The 16,593-nt window shown below is 57.1% G+C and carries 15 protein-coding genes; 13 read left to right on the forward strand and 2 right to left on the reverse strand.

The window, feature by feature from the left end; all coding sequences use genetic code 11:
* The first annotated feature begins 45 nt into the window (after positions 1-45).
* The 6 genes from WFL93_RS18135 (at position 46) to WFL93_RS18160 (ending at position 6,441) form a co-directional block, all read left to right on the forward strand.
* The gene (locus WFL93_RS18135; protein ID WP_007891760.1) at positions 46-1,551 is read left to right on the forward strand and encodes a sugar ABC transporter ATP-binding protein; all 1,506 of its coding nucleotides are present in this window, start codon (positions 46-48) and stop codon (positions 1,549-1,551) included.
* A 10-nt stretch (positions 1,552-1,561) separates the two neighbouring features.
* Positions 1,562-2,545 (forward strand): ABC transporter permease subunit, encoded by a 984-nt coding sequence (locus tag WFL93_RS18140; RefSeq protein ID WP_049852541.1) that lies wholly within the window; start codon positions 1,562-1,564, stop codon positions 2,543-2,545.
* Between the two features lie 185 nt (positions 2,546-2,730).
* Entirely contained in the window at positions 2,731-3,669 is a 939-nt protein-coding gene (locus WFL93_RS18145) for an ABC transporter substrate-binding protein (RefSeq protein WP_007891611.1), read from the forward strand.
* A 162-nt stretch (positions 3,670-3,831) separates the two neighbouring features.
* Positions 3,832-4,515, forward strand: a complete 684-nt coding sequence (locus WFL93_RS18150; protein WP_049852542.1) for a D-lyxose/D-mannose isomerase — start codon at positions 3,832-3,834, stop codon at positions 4,513-4,515.
* A gap of 11 nt (positions 4,516-4,526) precedes the next feature.
* The gene (locus tag WFL93_RS18155; RefSeq protein ID WP_049852543.1) at positions 4,527-5,387 is read left to right on the forward strand and encodes a ketose 1,6-bisphosphate aldolase; all 861 of its coding nucleotides are present in this window, start codon (positions 4,527-4,529) and stop codon (positions 5,385-5,387) included.
* Position 5,388: 1 nt separating this feature from the next.
* Positions 5,389-6,441: a carbohydrate kinase family protein gene (locus WFL93_RS18160; RefSeq protein WP_336778717.1), complete on the forward strand. Its 1,053-nt coding sequence runs from the start codon at positions 5,389-5,391 to the stop codon at positions 6,439-6,441.
* Here the strand turns inward: WFL93_RS18160 and WFL93_RS18165 are convergent.
* The gene (locus WFL93_RS18165; RefSeq protein ID WP_049852545.1) at positions 6,378-7,124 is read right to left on the reverse strand and encodes a response regulator; all 747 of its coding nucleotides are present in this window, start codon (positions 7,122-7,124) and stop codon (positions 6,378-6,380) included. The two genes, WFL93_RS18160 and WFL93_RS18165, sit on opposite strands and share 64 nt — an antisense overlap.
* A 411-nt stretch (positions 7,125-7,535) precedes the next feature.
* Here WFL93_RS18165 and WFL93_RS18170 point away from each other — a divergent pair, with 411 nt between their 5' ends.
* Positions 7,536-8,834: an NCS2 family permease gene (locus tag WFL93_RS18170; RefSeq protein ID WP_336778718.1), complete on the forward strand. Its 1,299-nt coding sequence runs from the start codon at positions 7,536-7,538 to the stop codon at positions 8,832-8,834.
* 262 nt (positions 8,835-9,096) lie between these two features.
* Positions 9,097-9,570, forward strand: coding sequence for a hypothetical protein (locus tag WFL93_RS18175; protein ID WP_049852546.1), 474 nt, complete (start codon positions 9,097-9,099; stop codon positions 9,568-9,570).
* Positions 9,571-9,620: 50 nt separating this feature from the next.
* Here WFL93_RS18175 and WFL93_RS18180 read toward each other — a convergent pair whose 3' ends face one another.
* Positions 9,621-11,069: an AMP nucleosidase gene (locus WFL93_RS18180; protein ID WP_336778719.1), complete on the reverse strand. Its 1,449-nt coding sequence runs from the start codon at positions 11,067-11,069 to the stop codon at positions 9,621-9,623.
* Between the two features lie 429 nt (positions 11,070-11,498).
* On the opposite strand from WFL93_RS18180, the gene WFL93_RS18185 reads away from it, so the two are divergent.
* From WFL93_RS18185 to WFL93_RS18205, 5 genes are all read left to right on the forward strand, one after another.
* On the forward strand, positions 11,499-12,614 hold the full coding sequence (locus WFL93_RS18185; protein ID WP_049852548.1) for a branched-chain amino acid ABC transporter substrate-binding protein: 1,116 nt from the start codon (positions 11,499-11,501) through the stop codon (positions 12,612-12,614).
* A gap of 82 nt (positions 12,615-12,696) precedes the next feature.
* Positions 12,697-13,611, forward strand: coding sequence for an ABC transporter permease subunit (locus tag WFL93_RS18190; protein WP_336778720.1), 915 nt, complete (start codon positions 12,697-12,699; stop codon positions 13,609-13,611).
* Between the two features lie 10 nt (positions 13,612-13,621).
* Entirely contained in the window at positions 13,622-14,902 is a 1,281-nt protein-coding gene (gene livM, locus WFL93_RS18195) for a high-affinity branched-chain amino acid ABC transporter permease LivM (protein ID WP_180822060.1), read from the forward strand.
* On the forward strand, positions 14,895-15,770 hold the full coding sequence (locus tag WFL93_RS18200; RefSeq protein WP_007891630.1) for an ABC transporter ATP-binding protein: 876 nt from the start codon (positions 14,895-14,897) through the stop codon (positions 15,768-15,770). Before livM ends, WFL93_RS18200 begins: the two co-directional genes overlap by 8 nt.
* Positions 15,763-16,512: an ABC transporter ATP-binding protein gene (locus tag WFL93_RS18205; RefSeq protein WP_336778721.1), complete on the forward strand. Its 750-nt coding sequence runs from the start codon at positions 15,763-15,765 to the stop codon at positions 16,510-16,512. The genes WFL93_RS18200 and WFL93_RS18205 overlap by 8 nt, the downstream gene beginning before the upstream one ends.
* The last annotated feature ends 81 nt before the right edge of the window (positions 16,513-16,593 follow it).

Raw genomic sequence — 16,593 nt, forward strand, 5'->3', positions numbered from 1 at the left:
GGACAGGCTTTACTCGCTGCAACCTTTGCCAGCAGGAGCCTCTCAATGGACGGCACTCCGATACTCTCGATGCGTGGTATCACCCGGCGCTTTGGCAATTTCTATGCGCTAAAGGGCGTGGATCTCACGGTGTGGCCCGGTGAAGTGCATGCGCTGATGGGCGAAAACGGCGCAGGCAAAAGTACACTGATGAAAATTCTGGCCGGTGCCTATACCGCCAGCAGCGGGGAAATTCTTATCGACGGCCAGCCGTATGCCATTAAAGGCCCAAAAGAGGCGTTGGCGGCAGGCATCACACTGATTTATCAGGAGATCAATCTGGCACCGAATCTGACGGTGGCAGAGAACATCTTTCTCGGCAGTGAAATTACGCGCGGCGGGCTGGTGAAGCGTCGCCAGATGGCGGAGGAGGCGCAGCGGGTGATCGATCGCCTGGGCGCACAGTTCAACGCCACCGATTTGGTCAGCCGTCTCAGTATTGCCGAGCAGCAGCAGGTGGAAATCGCCCGCGCGCTGCACCGCAACAGCCGCATTCTGGTGATGGATGAACCTACCGCGGCGCTGTCGAATCGCGAAACCGAGCAGCTGTTTGCGCTGATAAAACGTCTGCGCAGCGAAGGTATGGCGATCATCTATATCAGCCACCGCATGGCGGAAGTGTATGAACTTTCGGATCGCGTCAGCGTGCTGCGCGACGGTGAATATGTCGGCAGCCTGACGCGTGAACAGCTCAACGCCAGCGAGCTGGTGCGCATGATGGTTGGCCGCCCGCTCAGCGACCTGTTTAACAAAGACCGCACTATTCCGCTCGGCGACATCCGCCTGGCGGTCAATCACCTGTGCGACAAACACAAAGTCCGCCCCAGCAGCTTAGTGGTGCGCGCCGGCGAGATCGTCGGCCTGGCGGGCTTGGTCGGTGCCGGGCGTAGCGAGCTGGCGCAGCTGATTTTCGGCGTGCATAAACCGAGCGGCGGCGAGATCTGGATTGACGGGGAAAAGGTGCAGATTCACTCCCCACGTGATGCGATTGCGCGCGGTATCGGCTTTCTCACCGAGAACCGTAAAGAGCAAGGCCTGTTCCTCGAACTGGCGGCGCAGGACAACATTGTGATGGCGACGCTGGAGCGCGATGCCAGTTACGGCCTGCTGAACCGGCGCAAAGGGCAGACCATCGCCAGCGAAGCGATTGATGCCCTGAACATTCGCGTGCCGCATGCGCAGGTGCGCGCCGGCGGCCTATCAGGTGGCAATCAGCAGAAGCTATTAATTTCACGCTGGGTGGCGATTGCACCCCGCATCCTTATTCTCGACGAACCGACGCGCGGCGTGGATGTCGGCGCCAAAAGCGAAATCTACCGCATGATGCAGCAGATGGCGCAGCAGGGCGTGGCGATTTTGATGATCTCCAGCGAATTGCCGGAAGTGGTGGGCATGAGCGACCGCGTGTATGTGATGCGCGAGGGATCGATTGCCGGCGAGTTGAGTGGGGCAGAGATCAGCCAGGAAAACATTATGACACTGGCCACCGGCGCGCAGCCGGTTCAGGCCTGAGGAGAGCGCAATGACCAGTGAATCCGCACGCGTAAAAAGCCCAACGCTGAAGCGCGCGTTAATGAGCGACCTGCTGCAAACCGTTGGCATCCTGCCGATTCTTATCCTGATCGTGGCGGTGTTTGGCTTTGTCACGCCGAACTTCTTCACCGAGGGCAATCTGCTGAATATTACGCGCCAGGCGTCGATCAACATCGTGCTGGCGGCGGGCATGACCTTTGTGATTCTTACCGGCGGGATTGATTTGTCGGTGGGATCGATGCTCGGCACCACGGCGGTGGTGGCGATGGTGGTGTCGCTCGATCCCGCCTTCGCGTCACTCACCATTCCGGCGGCCTTGGGTGCCGGGCTGATCATGGGGTTGTTCAACGGCATTTTGGTGGCGTGGGCAGGGCTGCCGCCCTTCATTGTCACGCTGGGCACCTATACCGCACTGCGCGGTGCGGCCTATCTGCTGGCTGACGGCACCACGGTAATTAACTCCGATATTAACTTTGAGTGGATCGGCAATGGCTACCTTGGGCCGGTGCCGTGGCTGATCATTATCGCCTTTGCGGTGATTGCGCTGTGCTGGTTCATTCTGCGTCGCACCACGCTTGGCGTGCACATCTATGCGGTAGGCGGCAACGTGCAGGCCGCGCGTCTGACCGGCATCAAAGTCGGCGTGGTGCTGCTGTTTGTCTACGCCATGAGTGGGTTGCTGTCCGGACTCGGCGGACTGATGAGCGCCTCGCGCTTGTACAGCGCCAACGGCAATCTCGGCGTCGGTTATGAGCTGGATGCGATTGCAGCGGTGATTCTCGGCGGTACCAGCTTTGTTGGTGGCATCGGCACGATTACCGGCACGCTGATTGGTGCGCTGATTATCGCCACGCTGAACAATGGCATGACGCTGATGGGCGTGTCGTATTTCTGGCAGTTAGTGATTAAGGGCGCGGTGATCATTATCGCGGTGTTGATCGATAAGTATCGGACACGGCATCACGTGAGTTGAGTTGTAACGTGCCGGCTATCCCCCTCCTCGGTCCTCCCCCATTAATGGGGGAGGAAGATGCTGCCATATGTGAGTTTTGAAGTGGCATGTGGCAGCGTCTCCTTCCCCCGCTTGCGGGGGAAGGCTGGGATGGGGGACAGCGAGCACTCATCATAAAAACCAAAAAAAGCAGGAGAACATCGACTATGCGTTTTAATCCGATTGTAACCGGGCTGCTGGCGGCGACGCTGTTCAGTGCTGGCGTGGCTCAGGCAAAAGAACTGAAATCTATCGGCGTGACGGTGGGCGATCTCGCCAACCCGTTCTTCGTGCAGATCACCAAAGGCGCGGAGCTTAAGGCGCGGGAGCTGGCGGGTGATAAGGTCAACGTGACGCTGGTGTCGAGCGGCTACGATCTTGGCCAGCAGGTGGGGCAGATTGATAACTTTATCGCCGCCAAAGTGGACATGATTATCCTCAACGCCGCCGATTCCAAAGGTATTGCGCCTGCGGTGAAACGTGCGCGTGATGCCGGCATTGTTGTGGTGGCGGTGGACGTGGCGGCAGATGGCGCCAACGCTACCATCACATCCGATAACACCGCCGCCGGTGCGATGGCGTGTAAATACATTTCCGATCGTCTGAAGGCCAAAGGCAACGTCGTCATCATTAACGGGCCGCCGGTCTCGGCGGTGCAGAACCGCGTGGAAGGCTGCATGACCGAGCTGAAAACCCATCCGGATATCAAACTGCTCTCCTATAACCAGAACGCCAAAGGCAGCCGCGAAGGAGGGCTGGAGGTGATGACCGGCCTGCTGTCGGCCAATCCGAAGATTGATGCGGTGTTTGCCATCAATGACCCCACCGCGATTGGAGCCGATTTAGCGGCGAAACAGGCGCAGCGTAATGAGTTCTTTATTGTGGGCGTCGATGGATCGCCTGACGGTGAAGAGGCGCTGAAACGCAAAGGCTCGCTGTTCGTTGCGACGCCAGCGCAGGATCCGCAGGTGATGGCGGCGAAAGCGGTAGAGATCGGTTACGACATTCTGCAGGGCAAACCGGCGCCGGATAAGCCGGTGTTGATCCCGGTGACGATGATCGATCGCAACAGCGTGAGCGGCTACAAGGGCTGGACGGTGAAATAATTGCGGTTTTACCTCACCCCAGCCCTCTCCCGCAAGCGGGCGAGGGGCTGCCCGAGAGAGTTGAAAGTTTTACGTTTGCTCCACCTCTTCATTCCCTCTCCCGCCAGCGGGAGAGGGTTAGGGTGAGGGCCAGCGCGCACTCACCTAAAAAAGGAGGAGCCAATGCAACGCTCTGAAGTGAATGCGATCTTACAACGTACACGCGAATTCTTTATGCGTCAGGATGTGCATCTGCCGCCATGGGCCGATTACGGCCTCAGCCAGTGGCGCGCGCTGGATAAACACCATGCTGGCGAACTGCTGGCACTGCACCTCGGCTGGGACGTCACTAGCTTCGGCGCCGACGATTTTAATCAAACCGGTTTAACCCTGTTCACGCTGCGCAACGGCTCGCGCGGGGGGCAGCCGTGGGGCAAGCCCTACGCGGAGAAGATTATGCATGTGCGCGAAGGGCAGCTAACGCCGATGCATTATCACCCGCAAAAGATGGAAGACATCATCAATCGCGGCGGCGGCAATCTGATCGTCACACTGCATAACCGCGCTGGTCATCAACTGGCGGATACGGCAGTGGACGTCACGCTTGATGGCATCCGTCAAACCCATGCCGCTGGCTCGCAGTTACGCTTATCGCCCGGCGAAAGCGTCACCTTGCTGCCCGGCATCTGGCACAGCTTCTGGGGCGAAGAGGGCTACGGCGATGTGCTGGTGGGTGAAGTCTCGATGCCCAACGACGACGAACATGACAACGTATTTCTCACGCCGCTGGCGCGGTTCAATCCGCTTGATGAAGATGAAGAACCGCGCTGGCTGCTGTGTAACGAATATCACCGCTGGCTGGCATAAAGGAGCGCATCATGGCACTGATCTCCCTGGCGCAGGGCTTAGCCCATGCGCAACAAAATGGTTACGCGCTCGGCGCGTTTAACGTCCTCGACACGCATTTCCTGCGCGCGCTGTATCAGGCTGCTGAACAGCAGCGCTCACCGTTTATTATCAGTATTGCCGAGGTGCATTTTAAATATGTCAGCCTCGAATCTTTGGTAGCGGCGGTACGCACCGAGGCCGCACTGCACGATATTCCGGTGGTGCTGCATCTCGATCACGGCTTACATTTTGAAGCGGTAATGCAGGCGATTCGCCTCGGCTTTACCTCGGTGATGTTTGATGGTTCGACGCTCAGCTACGACGAAAACGTGCGTCAGACGCGCGAAGTGGTGAAGATGTGCCACGCGCTCGGCGTATCGGTGGAGGCAGAGCTCGGCGCGGTAGGCGGCGATGAAGGTGGCGCACTGTTTGGTGAGGCCGATAGTAATAAATTCACCGATCCGGCGCAGGCCGCTGATTTCGTCCATTCGACCGGTATTGATTGTCTGGCAGTCGCGATTGGCAATGCGCACGGCAAATATAAAGGCGAACCGAAGCTCGACTTCGACCGATTGGCGGCGATTCGTTCTACGGCTGGCATTCCGCTGGTGCTGCATGGCGGATCCGGGATTAGCGATGCCGATTTCCGGCGTGCTATCAGCCTCGGCATCAACAAAATTAACTTTTATACCGGCATGTCGCAGGCGGCGCTCGGGGCGATTGAAACGCAAATCACCGAGCGGGATGCGCGCTACGACGCCTTCGCCGAGTTGCTGATGGCGGTGGAGCGCAATATCGCCAACGTGGTGGCGCAACAGATGCAGGTATTTGGCAGCGCCGGGAGGGCCTGAGATGGAGGGGCGTTGCGGCATCATCGGGGCGGGTAGCATGCTGGTGGATCACGTTCAGCGAATCAGCCACTGGCCGGATCAGGGCTGGCTGGCGGATATTCAGCACAGTGAAAAAAGCAGCGGCGGTGCCGCGCTCAACGTGCTGTTCACTCTGGCGCGCATGCAGGTGAATCTGCCGCTGGCGGGCGTTGGTATGATTGGTGAGGACAGCGATGGCGACTTCATCCTGCAGTTGCTGGACGAGCATCATATCGATCGCCAGTTTGTGCTGTGCACCCGAAGTATCAACACCGCGATGACGCAGGTGATGACCACGCCGGATGGCCAGCGCACCTTCTTCCACGCGCGCGGCGCAAATGGTCAGCTCGATTTGCCGCATTTCGCGGCTGTCACCACCTCGCACCGTATTTTTCATCTCGGCTATTTGCTGCTGCTCGATAGACTTGATGTGCCCGATGCCGAGTTCGGTACGCGCAGCGCACGGCTGCTGGCACAGATGCAGCAGCGTGGTTATCTCACTTCACTCGATTTGGTGTCGCGCGTCGGCGAGTATCGTCCGCTGGTGGTACCCGCGCTGCGCTGGCTCGATTATCTGGTCATTAACGAACTGGAAGCGCAAGCGCTCACGGGCGTCAGTTTGCGCACACCGCAAGGACTGGCGGCATCCGCCGCGTTTGCCGAGGCGGCGACGTGGTTGCTGCAGCAAGGCGTGCGCCAGCGGGTGGTGATTCATGCGCCGGAAGGCGCGTGGGGCCAGCAAGCGGACGGAGAAGGGCGTTGGCAACCTGCATGGTGCTTAGCGCCAGAAGAGATTGTTGGCAGCGTGGGGGCGGGCGATGCGTTTTGTGCGGGAGTGTTATACGCCAGCCATGAAGGCTGGTCTCTGACGGACACACTGCGGCTGGCGCACACCTGCGCCTGTTTTAATCTGCATGCAGCCAATGCGCTGGACGGCACGCGGCCACTGGCCGAGATGCAGCGCTGGATGGCTCAGGCAATCTGCGTTTCGCGCGCTGCGGACGAGGGGCGCATTACGTCGGCGGAGAAGACGTAGCCAAGCCCGCGAATAGTACGGATCAGGCTGGGCTGATGCGGATTGGCTTCTATTTTGCGCCGCAGACGCATAATCAGCACATCTATAGTGCGATCGAACACCTCAAGACTTTCGCTGTGCGTCAGCTCCAGCAGCTGATCGCGGGTTAACACTTTGCGCGCGTGCGCCACCAGCGCGCGCAACAGGGCATATTCTCCCTGCGTCAATGGCACACTTTCACGTTGTGGATTGAATAACTGACAGCGCGCATCATCCAGACGCCAACCGTTAAATTGCCAGCCCTCATCCGCTAAATATTCTGGCTGCGTCAGCCGACCGCAGCGGCGCAGGGCCGCACGCGCACGCGCCACCACCACGCGCGGATTAAAGGGTTTAGCGATGTAATCGTCGGCCCCCATTTCCAGTCCGACTACCATATCCGCCTCCGATCCCATGCCGGTTAGCATGATCACCAGCAGGTCGGGTCGTTGCCGCTGCATCTGCTGCAGCACCAGCAAACCGTTGGTATCAGGCAGCATCATATCCAGCATCACCAGCGAAATGTCCGGATGCTGGGCCAGCAGCGCCAGCGCATCTTTACCCTGATGGCAGCTATAAACGGTAAACACATGTTCATTTAACACATCGTGCAGCAGTTCGCACACTGCACGATCATCATCAACCACCAGAATCGCGGGCTTCATGGACGCGCCTCTTTTGTTACGAAAGGGTTAAAAGCAGTGTAACCCGCGGTTTTTTACCTGCTGATTCAGGCAACAGAAACGTGAGCGCCATCGCCTGGCAGAGTGCGAAAGCGTGCAGTGCCGCAATATTTTGCCCGGTGAATAGCCAGAGGGGAAAACGATTGCGCGGCGCCGGTGCAATGCACCATAATCGCGCCTCGTTCTGGTTCAGAATTATCCTAACCGTAACCGCAATTGAAAACGTAATCGATTGCGTCGGGGAGTGGCATAGCTATTGCTATATGGACAAGGGAAAGCGGAAGGTTTTACCACCTTTTGTCCAGTTTGCTTCGCTTTCAATACAACAATAAGCATGTAAACCACATTGGCAAGGAGCGCGCGCATTCGTGCCGACTCCGCTCATGAGAGATGATGATGTTAGAAAAACTCTTCAAATTAAAAGCGCACAACACAACGGTTCGCACCGAAATCATTGCGGGTCTCACCACCTTCCTGGCAATGGCTTATATCCTGTTTGTTAACCCGAGCATTCTCGGTGCAACTGGCATGGATAAAGGGGCGGTCTTCGTGGCGACCTGTCTGGCGGCGGCGATTGGCTGCGTATTAATGGGTCTGATCGCTAACTATCCGATTGCGCTCGCACCGGGTATGGGCCTCAATGCCTTCTTTACCTATACCGTGGTTCTGCATATGGGTTACACGTGGCAAGTCGCGCTCGGCGCGGTGTTCTTGTCGGCGGTGATCTTCTTTGCCATGTCGCTTTTCAAAATTCGTGAGTGGATTATTAACAGCATTCCGCTGCCGCTGCGGGCTGGTATTGGCGCCGGTATCGGTCTGTTCCTGGCGATTATCGCCCTGGAAGGCGCGGGTATCGTGGTGGATAACCCAGCCACGCTGGTTGGCCTGGGCGATCTGACCAAACCGGGCCCGCTGCTGGCGCTGCTCGGCTTCTTCATCATTGTGGTGCTGGAAGCGCGTCGCGTCACCGGTGCGGTGCTGATCGGTATTCTGGTGGTGACGTTCATTTCGATGGGCATTGGCCTGACGCCATTTGGCGGCGTGTTCTCCGCTCCGCCCTCCATCACGCCAACCTTTATGCAGCTGGATATCGCGGGTGCCTTCAACGTGGGGCTGGTCAGCGTGATTTTCGCCTTCCTGTTCGTTGACGTTTTCGATAACACCGGGACGTTACTGGGCGTGACCAAGCGTGCGGGTTTAGCGGATGAGAAGGGTAACGTGCCGAAAATGGGCCGTGCGCTGATTGCCGATAGCGCCGCAGCGCTATTCGGTTCGCTGCTCGGTACCTCAACCACCACCAGCTATGTGGAATCTGCTGCGGGCGTCAGCGCCGGTGGCCGCACTGGTTTGACGGCGATTGTGGTAGCGATTCTGTTCCTGCTGAGCCTGTTCTTCTCGCCGCTGGCGGGCAGCGTTCCTGTGTATGCAACTGCACCTGCGCTGCTGTTTGTAGCGGTGCTGATGGCGTCTGGTTTAGCGGATATTGACTGGAAAGACATCACCACCGCGGCACCGGTTACCGTGACGGCGTTGACCATGCCACTGACCTACTCCATCGCCAACGGTATTGCGTTTGGTTTCATTACCTGGACGGTGGTTAAGCTGCTCAGCGGTCGCGCCAAAGAGGTTAATCCGGCGCTGATTATTCTGTCGATTCTGTTTGTGATCAAACTGGGTTGGCTGAGCGCGTAAGCCTTACTTAACGGAAGCCCGCCCGGGCTTCCGTGTCTGCTGTTGCAATCCTCTGCTGATTTTCTGCGTGAATCCTCGCACTTCTTTTTAATTCCCACTTCTCATCCCGCTTGCGCCCGTTCACGCTGTGCTTGTTGTTTAATCTTGCCCGCTAAAATAGTGCTGTGAATGGCGGGATCGTGGAATGTCAACGCCGTGCAAATCTGTTTCACTACGGGTGTGGTGGAGAGAGTGAATCAAGGCTATAGAAGAGGATTCGGTAATGGATTACCCCATTAGCGCTACAACTCGTGTGTTCCCACCGCTAATTTTTGATGTGGGTTACAAAGGAGATCGGCAAATGGAACAGTTAACCAAACGGGTTGAACAGCTGGAAAAAACTACCCAGCAGATTCAGATGGATGTGGCGGTGCTAACGGCGCGTTCAGAACATTTTGCGACAAAAGCGGATATTGAAACGGTACGAACCGAGCAGGGCGTAATGCGTGTAGAGATGATGGGCGAGCTGGGGGCGCTTGAACAACGTATCGATAAAAAGTTTGAGCGGATGGAAGAGAAATTCGAACTGAAGTTCGACAAAATTGATGCGAGATTCGAAAGAGTTGATCAAAGATTCAATCAGCTGGAGGAAAAAATATCTGCCTTAAATAACAGTTTAACCTGGAAAATCATGTTACCGACTTGCCTTCTGGTGTTGGCGTGGTTTGTTCAGAATATCGTCTTAAAGATGTCATGACGCGCTTTACTGCACTGTTCCGACCCCACAAGGGCCGGAACTCATCATGACTACCTGAACGGCGGCTCGTTGAAGGTTCTGAGCTTCCTTGAGTGCAGCTTATCGCCCTCGGCACGCAGCAGTTCCACCGCGCAGATGCCGATCTGCAGATGCTCAGATATCGCCCCTTCATAGAAGCGGTTCGCCTGACCGGGCAGTTTGATCTCGCCGTGCAGAGGTTTATCGGACACGCACAGCAACGTACCATACGGCACGCGGAAGCGGTAACCCTGCGCAGCGATGGTGGCGCTTTCCATATCAACCGCCACGGCGCGGCTCAGGTTGAAGCGCAGCGCGGAGGCGGAGTAGCGCAGCTCCCAGTTACGATCATCGGTGGTGACGACAGTGCCGGTGCGCAGACGCTGCTTAACTTCCTCACCCGGCATACCACTCACTGCTTTGGTGGCGTCATACAGCGCACGCTGTACTTCGGCGATGCTGGGGATCGGGATATCCGGCGGCAATACGCTATCCAGCACATGGTCATCGCGCAGGTAGGCATGTGCCAGCACGTAATCGCCGATGGTCTGGCTTTCGCGCAGGCCGCCGCAGTGACCAATCATCAGCCAGGCATGCGGGCGAATCACCGCCAGATGGTCGCAGATGGTTTTTGCATTGGACGGGCCGACGCCAATATTGACCAGCGTAATACCGCGACGATTAGGCGAGGTCAGGTGCCAGGCGGGCATTTGATGCTTCTTCCACGCCAGATCGGACATCATTGCGGTCGGATCCTGGGTATCCGCGGTGATCACCACGTCACCGGCGCAGGCGAGGCTGTCATAAGGCGTGTTGGGGTCTTGCACCTGCTCAATGGCCCAGCGCACAAACTCATCAACATAGCGTGTGTAGTTGGTGAACAGCACGAACGGCTGGAAGTGCTCAACGCCGGTGCCGGTGTAGTGACGCAGGCGCGCCAGCGAGAAATCGGTACGCAGCGCATCAAAATGCGACAGCGGGAAAATCGCATTGGCATGGAACAGGCCATCGGCGGTTTCATCGCCAATCTGTGACAGTTCGGTGGTGGGGAAGTGGCGGGCGATGCTGGCGCTCATTGAGCGATCGAGCGACAGGCCGTCAATCACATAAGGATAAGGAATCTCCTGCTGTGACGGCTCCACTTCAATCAGCACCTCATACTCTTTCTCCAGCATCTGCAGCTGCTCGCTGAGATAGTGGCGCAACAGCGCCGGACGCGTGATGGTGGTGCTATAGCTGCCGGTATGGGTAAAGCGTCCCCATGCGCGGGTGCGGTTTTTCTGCGGGCCTTCGCCCAGCCAGGTAATGCGCAGCTGCGGGTAAACAAACAGCCCTTCCTGGCGAGCCGCTTCATCCGGTAGCTGCCCGCTGGCAGTGAAATCGCGAATCGCGTTGCGCAAGGCATCAACGGCCGTGTCGTACAGACGCTCTAATTCGTCCAGCGCTTGCTGGCTGCTCAATCCGTTCCGTTGTGTATTCATGGGTTCTCCTTCAGGAAACGTGGACCGTTTTCACCAGAGCATAGCGGATAAACGCTTCACAACGATGAAGAATCTGTGATCGACCGCATTCTGCACCATCGCGGTGCTGGTGCCTGGCGTAACCTTAGCTATGTTTATGATCAGCAGGGATGTTACATCGGGTGTCTCCAGTCCTGGAGCGATGCCAATGCAAAAAATCGCCCGCGTTTTCGTGAGTTGGCGAGGTTATTGCTTAATTTTCAACCGTGGCCTTCATAAACCTATGCTGTTGAGTTCAGGGCGCGCATTGATGCGTGACTGAAAGCAGGTCGCCATGCATGGCGATCCTTCGGGTTTTGTGGGCCGCATTCTGTTCTGCCGCAGTTTCAGAAATTGATTTCTCCCAGGCCGTGGTATGGCTCCGTTCCTGACCCGTTGAGGATTGAAAGCATGTCTTTGAAATTCATAAAACACCCAATGAAGGTGGCGATAGCAGGTTGTTTAAGCGTGGCCTTTTACGCTCAGGCAGATATTAAAATTGGTGTGGCCGGTCCGTTCTCTGGCCCCAATGCGACCTATGGCGCGCAATACTGGAAAGGCGCGAGCCAGGCCGCGGAAGACATTAATGCCGCCGGCGGTATTAACGGTGAAAAAATTGTGCTGGTGCAGGGCGATGATGCCTGTGAACCGAAGCAGGCGGTCTCGGTCGCCAACCGCTTGGTCGATCAAGACAAAGTGATGGCGGTAGTCGGCCACTTCTGCTCCTCATCCACTATGCCGGCGTCGGAAGTCTATGATGAAGCTGGCGTTCTGGCGATTACGCCCGGATCAACCAACCCGAAAATTACTGAACGCGGCATGAAAACCATGTTCCGCATGTGTGGGCGTGATGACCAGCAGGGCGCGATCGCCGCTGACTACATCATCGACAAGCTCAAGGCGAAGAAAGTGGTCATTATTCATGACAAAGACACTTACGGCCAGGGCTTAGCGGATGCCACCAAAGCCTCGCTCGAGAAGCGCGGCGTGAAAGAAGTGCTGTATGAAGGACTGTCGCGCGGTGAGAAAGATTTCAATGCGCTGGTAACCAAAATCGGTGCGCTGAAACCGGACGTGGTCTATTTCGGCGGATGCCATCCGGAAGCCGGCCCGCTGGTGCGCCAGATGCGTGAGCAGGGCGTGAATGCGGCCTTCTTCTCCGGTGATTGCATCGTCACCGAAGAGATGGTGACGGCGGCAGGCGGACCGCAATACACCAAAGGTGTGTATATGACCTTTGGCAACGATCCGCGCACCATCGCCGATGGCAAAGCCGTGATTGAAAAATTCCGCGCCGGTGGTTTCGAACCAGAAGGCTACACCTTATATGCCTACGCTTCAGTGCAGACGCTGGCGGCTGCCTACAAAGCGGCAGGAAAAGACAATGCGAAGGCCAGCGAATGGCTGAAAGCGAACAGCGTCGACACCGTGATGGGCAAAAAAGCCTGGGATGGTAAAGGCGATCTTAAAGTCTCGGATTACGTCGTTTATCAATGGGACGACAAAGGCAAATACCACCAGCTGTAATCGGCCACGCGGCCCCGCAACGTGCGGGGCCATTCGCGATTGAGCGCGAGCTGTGCGCTCCCATTGAGTACGAGACGACATTATGGACGCCTTTTTCTTACAGCAACTGATTAACGGTTTAACACTGGGGGCGGTTTATGGCTTGATCGCCATCGGCTACACCATGGTTTACGGCATCATCGGGATGATCAACTTCGCCCACGGCGAGGTGTATATGATCTCCGCCTATCTGTGCGCCATTGGCTTATCGCTGCTCAGCTTTTTCGGCATTCACTCCTTTCCGTTGCTGATTTTCGGCACCCTGATCTTCACCATCATTGTTACCTCAGCCTATGGCTGGGCGATTGAACGTATTGCCTATCGGCCGCTGCGTAACTCCACGCGCCTTGCGCCGCTGATTTCGGCGATCGGCATGTCGCTGATTCTGCAGAACTACGTGCAGCTCAGCCAGGGACCGAATCAGCAGGGGATTCCTACGCTGCTGACCGGTGTGCTGCGCATGGAGATTGATGGCGGCGTGGTGCAAATCACCTGGACCAAAATCTTTATCCTGATCGCGGCATTTTGCGGCATGGCGCTGCTGACGTGGATTATCCAGTACACCAAACTGGGACGTATCTGCCGCGCGGTGCAGCAGGATCGGCGCATGGCATCGATTCTCGGTATCAACACCGATCGCGTTATCTCGCTGGTGTTTGTGATTGGTGCGGCGATGGCCGGATTGGCCGGTGTACTGGTGACCATGAACTACGGCACCTTTGATTTCTATGCCGGATTTATCATTGGCATTAAAGCCTTCACGGCGGCGGTGCTCGGCGGTATCGGTTCGCTGCCCGGCGCGATGCTGGGCGGATTGCTGCTTGGCGTGGCGGAAGCGCAGTTCGCCGGCATGGTGAACTCGGATTACAAAGATGTGTTCTCGTTTTCGCTGCTGGTGGTGATTTTAATCTTCCGCCCGCAAGGATTGCTGGGACGACCGCTGGTCGCCAAAGTGTGAGGAAGCTTTGATGAATGCAATGACGCAAAATCCGTTGCGCCAGGCACTGCTCGACACGCTGTTGGCGGGGCTGATAGCGCTAGTGGTATTTGGGCCGATCGTTGGCGTAGTACTTGACGGTTACAGTTTCAAACTGTCGCCACAGCGCGTGGCGCTGCTGGTTGCCGTGGTGATGGCGGGGCGTTTGCTGTTTAGCCTGTTTGTGCACGCGCCCTTTGGTCAGCGCATGATGCGCAGGTTTGCCAGCAGCGATGATGGCGTTTACGTACGCGATCCGGGCTATCGATCGCGTTTGCGCTGGATATTGCCACTGCTGCTGATCGTGGCGCTGGCTTTTCCGTTTCTCTCCAGCAAATACCTGCTGACGGTGGCGATTCTCGGTCTGATTTACGTGCTGCTCGGGCTGGGTCTGAATATCGTGGTAGGCCTCGCCGGATTGCTCGATCTCGGTTATGTCGCCTTTTATGCCATCGGCGCATACGGCCTGGCGCTGGGCTATCAATATCTTGGCTTGGGTTTCTGGAGCATGCTGCCGCTGGCCGCGCTGCTGGCCGCCTTTGCCGGGGCGCTACTCGGTTTTCCGGTGCTACGCATGCACGGCGATTACCTGGCCATTGTTACCCTCGGCTTCGGTGAAATTATCCGTCTGGTGCTGACAAACTGGCTCTCCTTTACCGGCGGTCCGAACGGTGTTTCCGTTCCGTCGCCGACCTTTTTCGGCCTTGAGTTTGCCCGACGCGCGCGCGAAGGTGGCGTGCCGTATCACGAGTTCTTCCATGTCACCTACAACCCAAACATGAAATTTATCTTCATTTATGTGGTACTGGTTTTGGTGGTGCTGCTGGTGTTGTGGATCAAACATCGCCTGACGCGCATGCCGATTGGCCGCGCCTGGGAAGCGCTGCGTGAAGATGAAATTGCCTGCCGCGCGATGGGGCTCAATCACGTATTGGTTAAGCTTTCCGCTTTCATGCTGGGTGCTTCCACGGCAGGCATTGCCGGCGTGTTTTTTGCCAGCTATCAGGGGTTCGTCAATCCCACTTCGTTTACCTTTTTTGAATCGGCACTGATCCTGGCCATTGTGGTGCTCGGCGGTATGGGTTCGACGTTGGGCGTGGTGCTGGCAGCGTTTGTCCTGACGGTGGCACCTGAACTGCTGCGCAGCTTTGCCGAGTATCGCGTGCTGCTGTTCGGCATGTTGATGGTGCTGATGATGATTTGGCGGCCGCGCGGGTTGGTGCGCACGGCGCGCGTTGGTGTGCCGCTACGCAAAGGAGTGCGTCATGAGTGATGCCATTCTGCAAGTGAACAACCTGATGATGCGCTTCGGCGGCATTAAAGCGTTGAATGATGTCAGCCTGGCGGTAGAACGCGGTTCGGTCACCTCGCTGATTGGCCCTAACGGCGCAGGCAAAACCACGGTGTTTAACTGCCTGACCGGCTTTTATCGCGCGAGCGGTGGCCGCATTGTGCTGAATGCTAACCAGCGCAGCACCGATGTGATTCAGGTGCTGGGGCAGAAAATCCATGCGGCAGACTTGATTAATCCGGCACGGCTGGGGTCGCGCCTCTGGTACAAAATGTTTGGCGGGGCGCATCTGGTTAACCGCGCTGGGCTGGCGCGCACCTTCCAGAATATCCGCCTGTTCCGTGAGATGTCGGTGATTGAGAATCTGCTGGTGGCGCAGCATATGCAGGTCAATCGCCAGCTGCTAGCGGGTGTACTGAACACGCGCGGCTATCGCGAAGCGGAGAACCGCGCGCTGGATCGCGCCTTCTACTGGCTGGAAAATGTTGATTTGGTCTCCAGCGCTAATCGGCTGGCGGGCACGCTCTCTTATGGCCAGCAGCGCAGGCTGGAGATTGCGCGCGCCATGTGTACGCGGCCAGAGTTAATTTGCCTGGACGAGCCGGCGGCTGGGTTGAATCCGGTGGAAACCGAAGCGCTGAGCCAGATTTTGCATCGCCTGCGCGCCGATCATCGCATCAGCGTGTTGCTGATTGAACACGATATGCCGATGGTGATGCGCATTTCTGACCACATCGTGGTGCTGGATCACGGTGATGTGATTGCGCAGGGCACGCCGCAGCAAATTCGTCACGATCCTAAAGTGATAGCCGCCTATCTTGGCGCAGAAGAGGAGAGCGACCATGGCTGAACCAATGCTGGCGTTTGAGCAGGTAGATGTGTTTTACGGTCCACTGCAGGCGCTGAAACAGGTTTCATTAACCGTTAATCAGGGTGAAACCGTGGCGCTGATTGGCGCCAACGGGGCCGGTAAATCGACCCTGCTTATGTCAATCTTTGGCCAGCCGCGCATTACCAGTGGTGAAATTCGTTTACGCGGCGAGGCGATTAGTCAGCGCTCAACCCATTTCATCGCCGCCAGCGGTATTGCGCAGGCGCCTGAAGGGCGGCGCATTTTTCCCGATATGACGGTAGAAGAGAATCTGCTGATGGGCACCATCGCCATTGGCGAGCGCTTTGTTAAACAGGACAAAGAGCGGATGTACCAGCTTTTCCCGCGCCTGCTGGAGCGGCGCAAACAGCGCGCCATGACGCTTTCCGGTGGCGAGCAGCAGATGCTGGCGATCGCCCGCGCGCTGATGAGTAGACCCAAACTGTTGCTGCTCGATGAACCCAGCCTTGGCCTCGCACCCATTGTGGTGAAGCAGATTTTTGCCATCCTGCGTGAGTTGACGCAGCAGGGCATGACGCTGTTCCTGGTGGAGCAAAACGCGCGGCATGCGCTACAGCTGGCGGATCGGGGTTATGTGATGGTCAACGGTGAGATTCGCCTGAGCGGGAGCGGCACAGAGTTGCTCAATAATGACGAAGTGCGTAGCGCCTATTTGGGCGGCGCAGCCGATCCTGCGGTGGTGGCGACAAAAAGTTTGTAATAATGATTAAATGGTGATGGGAAACACTTTGCATAATTCTCAGTGGCCTATCATCATTATTACTCTTCTTCCTCTCCAAAG

It is taken from the genome of Pantoea sp. USHLN256 (genome assembly GCF_037149875.1).
GTDB lineage: Bacteria > Pseudomonadota > Gammaproteobacteria > Enterobacterales > Enterobacteriaceae > Pantoea > Pantoea nemavictus.